Source organism: Gordonia sp. GN26 (assembly GCF_054823965.1).
On the sequence record NZ_JSYC01000025.1, the window covers coordinates 1 to 13,930 of the forward strand.

The window sequence follows — 13,930 nt, forward strand, 5'->3', positions numbered from 1 at the left end:
TGTAGGGCCACAATGCATTCCAGGGTCACCTGGCCAGCCACCAGAATGTAGAAATACTGCGCTTATAGCGCGCATATTTTCTACGAAACCCCCGGCGGCGGCCGGCCCATACTCCAGACACGAGAAATGCCCCGCGACCTCCTGGTCGCGGGGCATTCGTCGTTTTTGTCAGCGAGCGAGCTTGAGCACCTCACCCCAGCCGAGGCGGGAACCGGTACGGAGGATCGAGCGCTGGTAAATGCGTGCTGCAACCCAGGTGGCGAGAGCGCAGACAGCCGCCATGAGCACAAACGTGAGAACGATCTGGAGGGTGTTGGTGTCGCCGCTGGCGATCTGCATCGGCATGAGTGCCGCGCTGAACGGCGGAATCCAGCTGAGGGTCTTGATGAGGGTCGAATCGAGCGCCTGCACACCGAAGATGCCCGCGTACATCACGCCCATGGCGAGAACCGTCAACGGGAACGACGCGGAGCTCAGTTCCTCCTGCCGGGACACGATCGCGCCGGTCGCGGCGTAGAGGGACGCGAAGAACAGGAAACCGAGCACGAACCAGGCGATGACGGCCGCGAACATGCCGACCGCGGCTCCAGGCAGCGTGAGGATTCCGGTTGCGGTGCCGGCGATCAGTGCTGTCGCACCGAGCAACACGACTTGAGTGAGCGCGACCGCACCGATGCCGATGATCTTGCCCCACAGCAGGTTCAGCGGCTTGATCGTTGCAAGCAGCAGTTCGACGACCCGGGAGGTCTTCTCCTCGACGACGCCGACGGCCACCATCGTGCCGCCCATCATGATCGCCGTGATCAGCAGGATGACGCCGACCAAGGCGATGACAAGCCGTTCTCCCTCATCCGGGCGCGCCGGGTCGAGCTGCGTCACCGAGATGTCCACCGCGGGGAGCGACGCCGCATCGACGCCGCGAGCTGCGAGTGCGTCGGCGAGGCCCGCCTGGGAGACCGCGGTCCGAATGGGGCCTTCGACAGCGGGGTCGGCGCCGTCCTTGCTCAGGATCACGTGCGACCCGGGGGCCTCACCTGGCACGAGGGCCGCCGCGACATCACCGTCGGAGACCTTGGTACGGGCCTGCTCGACGGTGTCCACGGGCTCGGTCGCGATGGACGTACCGGCGGAGTCGCCGACCGCGACGATCGATTCGGTGATCGCTGCCGGTTGGCCGACCACCGCGAGCTTCTCGACGTCCTCACCGCCGGCGAACAGGTTGATGAGGATGGCGCCGACGATGATCACGACCATCAGCAGGGCGGTGCTGACGACGAACGAGCGGGTCTTGGCCCGCGTGGTGATCTCGCGTTCGGCGACGAGCCGGATGGCCTGCGCGGCCGAGGCCTTGGCTGATGGGTTCGGTGTCGTGGTGGGGCTGTGGTGCAGTGTGGTCATGCCGAAACGACCTCTCGGAACATGTCGGTGAGGGACGGGGTGGACGTCGTGAAGCGGTGGACCGGACCGTGGTCGAGTGCTGCCGCCAGGATCTGCTGGTCATCGACCACATCCGGGTCGACGAGGAGTCGGGTGGTCTCGCCGTAGGCGGCCTCGCGGACACCGGGTAGTGCGTCGGCCCAGGCGACGTCGGCACGGGGGCCGGTGACTTCGAGGGTGATGCCGTCGCGGGAACGCAGAGCTTCGACCGTGCCCAGGGCACGCATCTCGCCGCGCACGACGATGCCGACTCGGTCGCACAGTCGTTGCACCAGATCGAGCTGATGCGAGGAGAAGATGACCGGGATACCCTCCGCGGCCTTTTCTTTGAGCACATCGCTCATGACGTCGACGGCGACCGGGTCGAGGCCGGAGAACGGCTCGTCGAGCACCAGCACCTGGGGGTCGTGGACGAGCGCGGCAGCGAGTTGGACGCGCTGCTGGTTGCCGAGGCTGAGGTCGGCGACGTTGTCGTCGTACCGGCTGCCGACGCCGAGGCGTTCGGTCCATCGTTCCACCGACTCCTCGGCCTCCGCGGTGTCCATGCCGTGGAGTTTCGCGAGGAAGGTGAGCTGTTCGCCGACCTTCATCTTCGGGTAGAGGCCGCGTTCCTCGGGCATGTATCCGATACGACGACGAAGGTCGAGGTCGATGGGACGATTCCCGAGCCGGACCTCGCCGGCGTCGGCGGAGAGAACTCCGAGGATGATGCGCATGGTGGTCGACTTGCCGGCGCCGTTGCTGCCCACGAAACCGAAGATCTCGCCGGGCTCGACGTGAAAGGTCATGTCGCGCAGTGCGACCAGATCCCCGTAGCGTTTGTGAAGTCCGTCGACGATGAGTGGTGCGTTCATGAGTCACGTTCCTTTCCGCCGGTGGCGGTGTCGGAGGGTGTCTGTCGGGGTTCGATCAGGTCTTCCGGGTCGGGATCGGCCATCCACCAGGCGATGAGCATGTTGGGCAGGCAGATCGCGGTGAGGACCAGGGAGATCAGCAGGATGGCGCTTCCGTAGACCCACTGGCCGGGCACCTCGTCGCGCATGCTGATCCCGACGAGGACGAAGTACGGGATGAACATGACGGCGTAGAGCACGAAGAAGCCGAAGGATCGCGCCGAATTGCGTTGGGCCAGCTGGATCTCGTCGAGGGCGGACACCGGTGCGTCGGCGATGGAGCCGGTGACGATACGCAGCGCGATCTGAATGGTGATGACCGAGACCAGGCCGATGCCGAAGGGCAGCAGGAACCATCCCGACGACCGGAAGGCCAGGAAGGAGCTGGCGATGACGAAGACCAGTGCGCACAGCAGCGTGATCACCAGTCGCCGATATGCGCGCTGGTTACGCCAGGTGGTCAGACGATGGGCGTGCTTGGCGTTGAACTCTTCGTGCCGGCGCCCCCGCCAGTTCTCGTAACGGCGCCAGATCTCGGGTTTCGCCGCCTCGGGGAACGCCGAGTTGGGGTCGTTCATCGATCACCTCCGGTGTCGTTGGTGGGTGAGCCGCTCGGGGCCGAGCGCGTGTCACGCCGGTAGAGCTCGGCCGACATGGCACCGAACGGCGTTCGGCTGAACACGGCTTCGACAGGAAGGTCGAAGACGTCGCAGATGCGGAAGGCGAGGTCGAGGCTGGGATAGTTGTCGCCCCGCTCGAGGGCACCGACGGACTGGACGTTGATGCCGACGAGTGTCGCGAGCTCGGCCCGCGACATCTGCCGTTCCGCACGCAGGACGCCGATGCGGTTGTAGATGGGAAGCTTTTCCCCACGGCGTATTGGACTCACGCCATCAAGTGTTGGGAAAACACAACAATCTGTCAATCCCCAATAACGACGACGGTAGCGCCGTCGTGGCGCTGAACGATCAGCGCGAGGCGACTTCGAGCAGGTCAGCGGCCACTCTCGCGGCTTCGCGGCCGGCTCGGTTGGCCCCGATCGTCGACGCCGACGGGCCGTACCCGATCAGCTGGACACGCGGATCGGCCTCGACGACCGTCGCGAGACGGCCGGTCATGGTGATGCCGCCACCCGGTGCGCGCAGCCGCAGCGGGGCCAGATGATCGAGCGAACTGCGGAAGCCGGTGTTCCAGAAGATGACGTCCAGGTCGAGATGCTCGCCACCCGCGGGGCCGCAGTCCCAACAGACGCCGGTCTCGGTGATGCGGGTGAACATCGGGCGCCACGACAGGATGCCGTCCCGCTGGGCGGCGGCGATCGCGGGTGTCAGGGCGAGGCCGGTCACCGAGACGACCGACGTCGGGGGCAGTCCCGCGCGGACACGGCGCTCGACGCGTGCGACGGCCTCTCGTCCCTGTTCGGGCGTGAACGGTTCGGTGCTGAAGACCGGTTCGCGCCGCGAGCACCAGAACGTCTCGACGCCGGGTGCTTCGCGGGCGATCTCGATGAGCAGCTGGATCGCCGAGATCCCGGCACCCACCACGAGGACCCGCTTGCCGGCGAACTTCGCCGGTGACGTGTAGTCGTGCGTGTGCAGCTGGCGTCCTCGGAAGTCGGCGGCGCCGGGGATGTGCGGGATGAACGGCCGGTCCCACGTGCCGGTGGCGTTGATTATGACGTTCGTGGTGAGGGTGCGGCCGTCGGCCAGGTCGACACGGAATCCCTCGCTGTCCCGACGGACCGCCCGAACGTGCACCGGCCGACGGACGTTCAGGCCGAACTTCGCCTCGTAGCGGCCGAAGTACTCGGGGACCGCGGTGGCCGCGGGCAGTTGGTCACAGTCGAGGCCGAGCGCCTCGACGATCCCCCATCCGGGCAGGTCGTGCACCCGGTTGGCGGTGGCTAGGGTCAGCGTCGGCCAGCGGAACTGCCAGGCGCCGCCGGGGCCGGGCGCATGGTCGAGCATCTGATACCGGTCACCGAGGCCGAAGCGGTGCAGGAAGTAGGCCGACGACAGTGCTGCCTGTCCGCCGCCGATGACCAGAACGTCCGAGTGGGCCTCGACGTCGACCGTGTCCGAGCCGGGCGCGCCGATCTGGAGGGCGCTGCTCGGGACGGTGCTGCGCGGCGTGGTGTTCGGCACCTCACCACCCTGTCACGACTCGGTCCCGCAGTGTCATCGGTAGGCTTGGCCCCTATGATCCACTCCACCACCGACGGCGCCGTTGTCACCATCGAGCTCGACCGGGTCGACAAGCGCAACGCCCTCAACGAGGAGATGCTGAGCGGGCTGGCCGACGCCTTCGGTGCCGCGACCTCGGCGGGTGCCCGGGCCATCGTGGTCACGGGACGCGGACCGGTGTTCAGCGCGGGCGCCGACCTGTCCGGGCCGGTCTACGACCCGGGCTTCCTCGACAAGCTGGTGTCGACGCTGCACCGCATCGAGTCGACGCCGGTCCCGGTCATCGCCGCTCTCAACGGTTCCGCCATCGGAGGTGGACTCCAGCTGGCCATGGCCGCCGACCTCCGCGTGATGGCACCCGATGCGATCGCCGCCATCCCCGCCGCAAAAATCGGTGTCGCCGTGGACGAGTGGACCATCCGTCGGCTCGTCTCGCTGGTCGGTGCCGGACAGGCTCGCGGCATGCTCATCGGGTGTGACCCGCTGAACGCCGACCGTGCCCACACCCTCGGATTCGCCAACCGCATCGGTGATCTCGCCGACGCCCAGCACTGGGCGGCCACCATCGCCGACCTCGCGCCGCTGACCCTGCAGCACTACAAACTGGTCCTCAACGGCGACGGCGCCCGCGACACGGCACCCGAGGACCGGGTCGCCGCGATGGTGCGTGCCTGGCAGAGCGACGACATGGCCGAGGGTCGTGCCGCACGCAACGAGAAGCGGCCGCCGAAGTTCGTCGGGCACTGACCCGCACGCTCGGCCGGTTCAGCGCCGGTGGATGGGCCCGGTGCCCTGGTGCAGCGGTTCTGCCTGGGCCCCATGGCGTTCCGCGATGAGCTGCGCCGCGATCGCAACGGCCACCTCGGCCGGTGTGTGACCGCCGAGATCGAGTCCCAGGGGTGAACGCAGACGCGACAGCTGTGTCTCGTCGACGCCCTCCGCGCGGAGGCGTTCGTCGCGATCCGCCGCGGTCCGGCGTGAACCGAGTGCGCCGATGAAACCGAACGTCGGTGACTGCAGGGCGGTGCGGAGCGTCGGCACGTCGAACTTGGTGTCGTGGGTCATCACGCACAGCGCCGTGGTCGAGCGGATCTGCCGGTCCCGGATCTGTTCGGCGAGATAGCGATCGGGCCAGCCGACGATCACCTCGTCGGCGTCGGGGAAGCGTTCCGGCGTCGCGAACACGGGCCGCGCGTCGACGACGGTGACGCGCATCCCGAGCGTCGAACCCAGTGAAGCGAGGGCGCGCACGAAGTCATTGGCGCCCACCAGGATCAGCCGTGCCGGCGGGGCGAAGGTCTGCACGAAGGTGCGCGGCCGGTCCTCGGTCGGCGCGGCGGGATCGGTGGCCTCGCAGTCGTCGACGCCGATCACGCCGGTGCGACCGGTCTCGAGCATGTCGGCGACGTCGTGATCGAGACGACGCCACGGCGGCCGGGAGGTGTCGGTCGCGACATACCAGTCCGGGTGGGCGTTCAGCGTCGTGGCGACGGCGATCGGTTCGTCGGCCGCGAGTGCGTCCGCGAGGCGTCGGAGCTGACCCAGTCGTTCCGGCGTGGGTTCGATCCGTTCGACGACGACGTCGATCTGGCCTCCGCAGGTGAGGCCGGGCGCGGGATCACGAGGGTCCTCGATGCCGAACTGCTCGACGACCGCGAGCCCGTCCTCGAGCACCTGCTGCGCGGTGTGGACCAGGGCCGACTCGACGCACCCGCCGGAGACCGAGCCGATGACGGTGTCGTCCTGCGTGACGACCATCGATGCCCCGACCTCGCGCGGTGCCGACCCGGATGTCGAGATGACCCGGCACAGCGCCACGGGACGCGCGTCGGCGCCGCCGAGGGCGGCGAGCAGGTCGGGCAGGATGTCGCGCATGCACTCCAGTTGACCAGATGCCGACCGACCGGGCCAGATGGGCCGGTGGCGACACCTGTGCGGAGGCGCTTGCTAGTCGCCCAGCACCCGCCGCAGGTAGTCGTTCGCGAACACGCGCGACGGGTCGAACCGGTCGCGCACCGCACGGAACTCGTCGAAGCGCGGGTAGACGCTGCGCAGGTACTCCGCGTCGCGGGTGTGCATCTTGCCCCAGTGGGGGCGTCCGCCGAAACCGGTGAGGATCGCCTCGACGTCGGCGAAGTACGCGGCGGAGTCGGCCGGGTCGTCGCGGTGGTAGCGGTGGACGGCGATGTAGCCGCTGCGGCGTCCGGCGGCGGTGGAGAGCATCAGGTCGTCTGCCGCGGCGGCACGTACCTCGATGGGGAAGCTGACCCGGTACTTGCGGCGGTCCAGCAGTGCGCGGATCTCGCTCAGCGCCGCCGGGACGTCCTCGAGGGGGATCGCATACTCCATCTCGCGGAAGCGCACATCACGGTCGGAGACGAAGATCTTGGTCGACGTGTCGGTGAGTTCGCGGGACGACAGGCTGCGCCCGGCCACCGAGTTGATGGCGGGGATCAGACGCGGCGCGCGGACCCCGACCTCGCACAGCACGCGAAAGACCTTGTTGCTCAACAGTTCGTCGTCGACGTACCGGCGGAACCGCGACGGTCCCGTGATCGGTGCATCCGTTCCGAGTCGCGTGTTGGTCTTCACGAGTGCGCAATCGGTGTGCGGGAAGATGTAGAACTCGTGGTGGTCGGACGAGGCGACACGGTCGAGGAAGCCGGCGATCGCATCGTCGGCGGTGGCCGGACCCTCGACGGCGTACAACCGGAAGTTGTCGACGCAGTCGAGCGTGATCTCGACGAGAACCCCGAGGGCGCCGAGGCCCAGTGCGGCAGCGCCGAGTTCGGGGTCGTCGGGACCGATGGTCACGATCTCCCCCTTGCCGTTCACGAGGGTGACGCCCGCGATCTGCGTGCTGATGCCGCCGAACGCCAGCCCGGTGCCGTGGGTTCCGGTGGAGGTCGCCCCCGCGATGGTCTGCCGGTCGACGTCGCCGAGGTTGGCCATCGCGAGCCCCCGCGGTGCCAGCAGCGCGGGGATCTCGTGCAGGTGGGTGCCCGCGTGCAGCGTCACCCGGTGACCGTCGGTGCCGGCCAGACCACGCAGGCCGGACAGATCGAGCTGGACGTCGTCGGCGACGGCGATGGGGGAGAAGCTGTGTCCAGCGCCGACGGTCTTGACCGTGCCGCCCCGCTCCGCGGTGTCCCGCACGATGTCGGCGATGGCGCCCGCACTCGTCGGGCGAAGCACACGGCTCGGTGTGCACGACGCGGTGCCGCCCCAGTTGCGCCAGGTGTGCCCGGCTGAAGTCGACGTCCCGCTCACAGAAAGCATTTCCCTTCGCCTCGGTAGGTCGGCACGACCTCACCGACGACCGCGTGACCGGCGTCGTCGCGGTCGATGATCGCGACGTGCCGGGCACGTTCGCAGACCTCGCCGGACTTGGTGTGCCGGAACCATACTCGATCACCGATCGCGATGCCGTGCGCAGCCTCGCCGCGAAGCGGCGTCTGCACCTCGCCGGCGGCCTCGGTGCCGACGAACTCGAGTCCGCTCGGCCACACCGGCTTCGGGAGGCGATCCAGTGCGGGTGGTCCGGAGGCGATCCAGCCGCCACCGGCGCAGGTGACGATGCCGCGGCCGGGGCGACGGACGACGTCGAGTCCGAACGACAGCGCCGGTGCCGGGCGGAACCGGGCGTACCCGTCGAACAGGTGGCCGCCGAAAAGGCCGCTGCCCGCGGCGATGTCGGTGACGGACCGGTCCCGGGCAGTCTCCTCCAGGGAGCCGGTGCCGCCGCCGTTGACGAATTCCAGGTCGGCGATCTGCCGCAGCTCGCCGATGATCTTCCCGCGCCGGCGACGCAGCTCGACCATCGACCGGCGCTGCATCATCCCGACCGCCCGGTTGACGACGGCTTTCCCCGGTACCGCGTCGGCGACGCCGGCGACCTGCGCCTCGTACGACATCACCCCGACCAGGTCGAAACCGTTCCGCGCGACGATGGTCCGGGCGAGGTCGAGCACGTCGCGTCGCGAATGGACCGGGGATCGGCGGACGCCGATGTGGACCCGACCGCCGAGGAGCCGGTACGACGCGTCGAGGTCGATGGCCACGCGGATCGGTCGTCGTGCGGCGGGTGGGGCGACGGCATCGATGATGTCGAGCTGGTCGACCGAGTCGACGAGCAGGCTCACGCGACTCGTCGCCGCCTCGTCGGAGACGAAGGCCGCCAGTGCTTCCCGGCGGACGCTCGGATAACCGATGAGGATGTCGCCGATGTCCGAGGTCGTCGCCAGCCAGTGTGCTTCGGCGAGATCGTAGGCGAGCACACCGTGGAAGCCGGGACGACCGGCGAGGTCGGCGATCACCGAACGCACACGGAGGGACTTGCTTGCGATCCGGATCGGGACACCCGCGGAGCGCCGCAACAGATCGGCCGCGTTGTGCTCGAGCGCGGTCCGGTCGAGGGCGAGGACCGGGGCGTCCAGACCGGCCTCGCGTACCGCGGAATCGATTGACGCCCAGTACTTCTCGGCGTCGTTCACCCACAGTCCGTCGTCGAACTCCCCGATCGACGACGACCCATGGGTGGGATGCTCAGTCGAGCCTGACATAGGTGAAGAGCTGGTCGGAGACCGCGGTGATGATCGAGCTGATCACCTTGTCGTCACCGGTGCTCAGGAAGGTCAGCGTGATCGCGTTGGTGGCGGCGATGACGAACGGGCCGAGTTCCTCCACCGGGCGGGTGAAGGACACCGGGGCGTGGTCGGTGATGGCCTGCAGTCCGGCCGTGGCGATCCGGTACAACTCGCCGTACATGGCGTGGCCGACCTGCTGGAGCTCCGGGTGATTGTGCGCGTAGATGCCCAGTGCGATACCCGCCTGCATCCGGCCGGGATCGGCCTTCAGCAGGTCGTAGAACGCATGGAACTGCCGCTCCATGTTGTCCCGGATCACTTCGAGCGTGAAGGTGTCGCCGTACTCTGCTGCCGGCAGCACGGTGTGCAGCATGCGCTCGATGTCGTGGGGCACCGCCTGCTCCATCACCGCGCACAACAGTGCGGTGCGGCTCTCGAACGCGTAATGGAAACTCGCGAGCGGCATCCCGGCGTGAGCGCAGATGCGGCGGGTGGTGGCCCCTTCCACACCGTGATCGGCTATCACGCGGTAGGCCGACTCGATGAGCGCGCTTCGACGCTGTTCGACGGACATCCGTGGCACGACGGTCAACCCCTTGGCCAACATGCGCCTGCGCATGTGCGGTGGACAATGTTCGCCGCAGCCTACCAGTGCCGTTGTCGGCGTTTGCGCGGTTCATCACCCAAAAACGTGCCGATGTTTATCGTTGCTCACAACTCGACGGTCGCCGTGAGAGGCTTCCGAGCCGACGCCGCCGTGCTTCGCGTCGAACCCCACTCGATCGGATTACTGTGTGGACGTGACCACGAACTCCGAAAGAACCGGCCCCGACGCGACCTCGCGGGTCCTCGGGCGGGTGACATCGGCCGGGGTGATGATGGCCGACGCGGTGGCCGAACGGCTCGCCGCCGGTGGTCTCGGCCCGGCACGTGCACTCGGCGCCACCCGCGAGGAGATCGTGCCGCACGTCCGCACGTCCCCGCACCTGCGAGACGGGGTCTTCGACAACCCCGAGCCGCCGGAGGGGTCCATCACCCCGGACCGGCAGGTGCTCGCCGACATGGCCCGCCGCCCGGGCCGGCCCCGCCGGCCGGTGATGGTCACCGTCCCGACCTTCGACGCCCCGTCGCCCCTCGCCGTCACCTGGCTCGGACACGCCACCGCCGTCGTCGACATCGACGGCGCCCGCATCATCACCGACCCGGTCCTGAGCCGGCGCTGTTCGCCGAGTCAGCTCGTCGGCCCGGGGCGCATGCATGCGGCCCCGCTGTCCGCAGGTCAGCTGCCCCCGATCGACGTCGTGGTGATCAGCCACGACCACTACGACCACCTCGACATGGACACGGTCACCACGATCGCGTCGACCCAGCCCGACGCCGTGTTCGTCACGACGATCGGCGTCGCCGCACATCTCATGGCCTGGGGGATCGCCGAAGACCGTATCCGGCAGGCGGATTGGTGGGACGAGATCGTCGTCGCCACCCGTGGTGGCGAACTGCGGTTCACCTGCGGTCCGGCACGCCACTTCTCCGGACGGTGGCTGGCGCGCAACCTCACGCAATGGGGGAGCTGGGCGATCGCCGGTCACACCCACCGCGTCTTCTTCTCCGGCGACACCGGCCACACCGACCGATTCGAGGATCTCGGAGCGAAGCTCGGTCCCTTCGATCTGACGCTCATCGCCGTCGGCGCCTACGACGTGATGTGGCCCGACATCCACGTGAACCCCGAGGAGGCGCTGTCGGTGCACCGGATGGTGTCGCCGGGGTCCGGGGCCGATTCGGTGATGATCCCGATCCACTGGGGCACCTTCAATCTCGCCCGCCATCCCTGGGGTGAGCCGATCGCGCGGCTGCAGGCCGCCGCACACCACGGCGACCCGACTGTGCTCGTCCCACAGCCCGGTGGTTCGATCGACCTCGAACACCGCACCGGAACCGGTGTGGCGCATCCGAGTTGGTGGGAGGTTTCGGCGTGAGCACCACGGCGGAGACGATCGAGCCGGGTCTCAGCGCGGCAGAGGTGGCCCAACGGGTCGCCGAGGGCAAGGTCAACTCCATGCCCGACCGCTCGGGCCGCAGCGTCGCGGACATCGTGCGCGCCAACGTCTTCACGCGCATCAACGCGATCCTCGGCGTCCTGTTCGCCATCGTCGCGTTCACCGGTTCGCTCATCAACGGTCTGTTCGGTCTGCTGATCATCGCCAATTCGACGATCGGCATCGTCCAGGAGATCCGCGCCAAGCGCACCCTCGACAAACTCGCCATCGTCGGCCAGACCCGGCCGCGGGTCCGACGCGACGGTGAGGTCGTGGAGGTCGCGCCCGACGAGGTCGTGCTCGACGACATCATCGAGATCGGCGCCGGCGACCAGATCGTCGTCGACGGCGAGGTCATCGAGGCCACCGCACTCGACGTCGACGAGTCGCTGCTGACCGGTGAGGCCGATCCGATCGACAAGGACCCGGGCGCACAGGTCATGTCCGGCAGCTTCGTGGTCGCCGGTGGCGGCGCCTACCGGGCGACCAAGGTCGGGGCCGATGCGTACGCCGCGCAGCTCGCGGCCGAGGCCTCGAAGTTCACCCTGGTCTCCTCCGAACTCCGCTCGGGCATCGACCAGATCCTGCGGGTCATCACCTGGCTGCTGATCCCCGCCGGCATCCTGACCATCGTCAACCAGCTGTTCATCAGCGAGAACGGGCTCAAGCAGGCGCTGCTGGGCATGGTCGCCGCGCTGGTGCCGATGGTCCCCGAGGGGCTGGTCCTGATGACCTCGATCGCCTTCGCCGTCGGCGTCGTGCGCCTCGGTCAGCGGCAGTGCCTCGTCAACGAGCTCCCCGCGATCGAGGGGCTGGCCCGCGTGAACGTCGTGTGCGCCGACAAGACCGGCACCCTCACCGAGAACGGCATGCGGCTCTCCGAACTGCGTGTCGTCGGCGACGATTCGCCGGAGCTCGCCGGTGAGGTGCTCGCCGCGCTGGCCGCCCACGATCCGCGCCCCAATGCGAGCATGATCGCCGTTGCCGAGGCATATCCGACCCCGCCGTCGTGGACGGTGACCGCGATCAAGCCGTTCACCTCGGCCACCAAGTGGAGTGGGATCTCGTTCGCCGACGAGGCCGGCGCCGAGGTGGGCAACTGGCTGATCGGCGCACCCGACGTGCTGCTCGACCCCGCGGGGGAGACCGCCCAGCTGGCCTCCGACATCGGCGCCACCGGACTGCGCGTGCTGCTGCTCGCACGCACCGACGTCCCCGTCGACACCGAACCCGCCGACGGCGCCGTCGCCCCCGGCACCGTGATCCCGGTCGGGCTCGTCGTGCTCGAACAGCGGGTCCGCCCCGACGCCCGCGGCACCATCGACTACTTCGAACAGCAGCACGTCGCGGTCAAGGTGATCTCCGGCGACAACGCCCGCTCGGTCGGGGCGGTCGCCGAATCACTCGGACTCGGCTCGGCCGACACCTCCGTCGATGCCCGCAAGCTGCCCGAGGAGGAGGGCGAACTGGCCGACGTCGTCGAACAGGGCGTCACCTTCGGTCGCGTCCGTCCCGATCAGAAACGCGCCATGGTCAAGGCGTTGCAGTCGCGGGACAACACGGTCGCGATGACCGGCGACGGCGTCAACGACGTGCTCGCCCTCAAGGACGCCGATATCGGCGTCGCGATGGGGTCGGGGAGTTCGGCTGCCCGGTCGGTGGCCCAGATCGTGTTGCTGGACAACAAGTTCGCCACCCTCCCGTATGTGGTGGGCGAAGGCCGTCGCGTCATCGGCAACATCGAACGCGTTTCCAACCTGTTCCTCACCAAGACGGTGTACGCGGTGCTGCTGGCGCTGTTCGTCGGCGTCGGCGGCGTGCTGGGCAGGCTGTTCGACTCGGATCCGCTGAGCTACCCGTTCCAGCCGATCCACGTGACGATCTCGGCGTGGTTCACCATCGGCATCCCCGCCTTCGTGCTGTCGCTGGCGCCCAACAACGAGCGCGCCCGCCGCGGTTTCGTGCGGCGGGTCCTGCTGCAAGCGGTACCCAACGGCATCATCGTCGGCCTGTGCACCTTCGTCACCTATGTGATCGTCAACCCCGGCGGACCGGGTGTCGAGGTCGGTGGCGACGCCGTCGACCTGTCGCCGGCCCAGACCCAGGCGGCCACCGCGTCGCTGATGACGCTCATCGCGATCGCGGTCTACGTGCTCGCCGTGGTCGCACGGCCGTACAACTGGTGGAAGGTTCTCCTGCTCGCCGTCTCCGCCGGTGCCTACGTGCTGATCTTCGCCTGGCCGTTCACCCAGGACCTCTTCCACCTCGACTCGTCGAACTGGACGATGAACTCGGTCGCGCTCACCTCGGCGGCCGTCGGAATCGTGTTCGTGGAAGCGGTTTCGCGGATCGTGCCGCGGTGGATCGCAAGTCACGGTTCGCCCGCGGAACAGTCGGTTAGGGTGGGCGAGGCGTCGACCGTGTGACGACGCCGTGCCGGCGACTAGACTCTGCCGCGAGTTGCCGGAAGAAGTCCGGCTCGTCGACACAGGAGACGTCATGGATCTCAAGGGACTCGTCAACAAGGCCAGGGCCACGCTGCAGAAGAACCCCAACCTGATCGACAAGGGCGGCGACGCCATCGACAAGGTCACCAAGAACAAGTACTCGGGTCAGGTCGACAAGGCCCAGGACGCCGTCCGCAAGGCCGTCGGCGCGCCGGGGCAGGGCACTCAGGGACAGGGCACCCAGGGACAGGGCACCCAGGGACAGACGCCGCCCAGCAACCCCGGAGAGACGTTGCCGGGCCAGCAGAGTCCGCAGCCCCGGAACCCGCAGAACCCGGAGTAGGT

General features: G+C 68.5%; 13 protein-coding genes. 4 read left to right on the top strand and 9 right to left on the bottom strand.

The window, feature by feature from the left end; translation table 11 throughout:
* Positions 1–168 precede the first annotated feature (168 nt).
* From OK17_RS08145 to OK17_RS08165, 5 genes are all read right to left on the bottom strand, one after another.
* Positions 169–1,398: an ABC transporter permease gene (locus OK17_RS08145; RefSeq protein WP_461417143.1), complete on the bottom strand. Its 1,230-nt coding sequence runs from the start codon at positions 1,396–1,398 to the stop codon at positions 169–171.
* On the bottom strand, positions 1,395–2,291 hold the full coding sequence (locus tag OK17_RS08150) for an ABC transporter ATP-binding protein (protein ID WP_232717993.1): 897 nt from the start codon (positions 2,289–2,291) through the stop codon (positions 1,395–1,397). The genes OK17_RS08145 and OK17_RS08150 overlap by 4 nt, the downstream gene beginning before the upstream one ends.
* On the bottom strand, positions 2,288–2,908 hold the full coding sequence (locus OK17_RS08155; RefSeq protein ID WP_461417144.1) for a hypothetical protein: 621 nt from the start codon (positions 2,906–2,908) through the stop codon (positions 2,288–2,290). Before OK17_RS08155 ends, OK17_RS08150 begins: the two co-directional genes overlap by 4 nt.
* Positions 2,905–3,219 (bottom strand): helix-turn-helix transcriptional regulator, encoded by a 315-nt coding sequence (locus OK17_RS08160; protein WP_232717991.1) that lies wholly within the window; start codon positions 3,217–3,219, stop codon positions 2,905–2,907. Before OK17_RS08160 ends, OK17_RS08155 begins: the two co-directional genes overlap by 4 nt.
* Before the next feature lie 79 nt (positions 3,220–3,298).
* Positions 3,299–4,426, bottom strand: coding sequence for an NAD(P)-binding domain-containing protein (locus OK17_RS08165; protein ID WP_461417162.1), 1,128 nt, complete (start codon positions 4,424–4,426; stop codon positions 3,299–3,301).
* A gap of 102 nt (positions 4,427–4,528) precedes the next feature.
* On the opposite strand from OK17_RS08165, the gene OK17_RS08170 reads away from it, so the two are divergent.
* Positions 4,529–5,260, top strand: a complete 732-nt coding sequence (locus OK17_RS08170; RefSeq protein ID WP_461417145.1) for an enoyl-CoA hydratase — start codon at positions 4,529–4,531, stop codon at positions 5,258–5,260.
* An 18-nt stretch (positions 5,261–5,278) separates the two neighbouring features.
* Here the strand turns inward: OK17_RS08170 and OK17_RS08175 are convergent, their stop codons facing one another.
* The 4 genes from OK17_RS08175 to OK17_RS08190 all read right to left on the bottom strand — a co-directional run bounded on the left by OK17_RS08175 (position 5,279) and on the right by OK17_RS08190 (position 9,718).
* Complete coding sequence (locus tag OK17_RS08175; protein ID WP_461417146.1) at positions 5,279–6,388, bottom strand: XdhC family protein; 1,110 nt, start codon at positions 6,386–6,388, stop codon at positions 5,279–5,281.
* A gap of 72 nt (positions 6,389–6,460) precedes the next feature.
* Positions 6,461–7,792: a D-arabinono-1,4-lactone oxidase gene (locus OK17_RS08180; protein WP_461417147.1), complete on the bottom strand. Its 1,332-nt coding sequence runs from the start codon at positions 7,790–7,792 to the stop codon at positions 6,461–6,463.
* On the bottom strand, positions 7,780–9,075 hold the full coding sequence (locus OK17_RS08185) for a type III PLP-dependent enzyme domain-containing protein (protein ID WP_461417148.1): 1,296 nt from the start codon (positions 9,073–9,075) through the stop codon (positions 7,780–7,782). Before OK17_RS08185 ends, OK17_RS08180 begins: the two co-directional genes overlap by 13 nt.
* Positions 9,059–9,718, bottom strand: coding sequence for a TetR/AcrR family transcriptional regulator (locus tag OK17_RS08190; protein ID WP_232717986.1), 660 nt, complete (start codon positions 9,716–9,718; stop codon positions 9,059–9,061). Before OK17_RS08190 ends, OK17_RS08185 begins: the two co-directional genes overlap by 17 nt.
* A 175-nt stretch (positions 9,719–9,893) precedes the next feature.
* Between OK17_RS08190 and OK17_RS08195 the strand changes: the two genes are divergently transcribed.
* From OK17_RS08195 to OK17_RS08205, 3 genes are all read left to right on the top strand, one after another.
* On the top strand, positions 9,894–11,078 hold the full coding sequence (locus OK17_RS08195) for an MBL fold metallo-hydrolase (RefSeq protein ID WP_461417149.1): 1,185 nt from the start codon (positions 9,894–9,896) through the stop codon (positions 11,076–11,078).
* Positions 11,075–13,564, top strand: coding sequence for an HAD-IC family P-type ATPase (locus OK17_RS08200; protein WP_232717984.1), 2,490 nt, complete (start codon positions 11,075–11,077; stop codon positions 13,562–13,564). Before OK17_RS08195 ends, OK17_RS08200 begins: the two co-directional genes overlap by 4 nt.
* Before the next feature lie 73 nt (positions 13,565–13,637).
* On the top strand, positions 13,638–13,928 hold the full coding sequence (locus OK17_RS08205) for an antitoxin (protein ID WP_232717983.1): 291 nt from the start codon (positions 13,638–13,640) through the stop codon (positions 13,926–13,928).
* Positions 13,929–13,930: the final 2 nt, after the last annotated feature.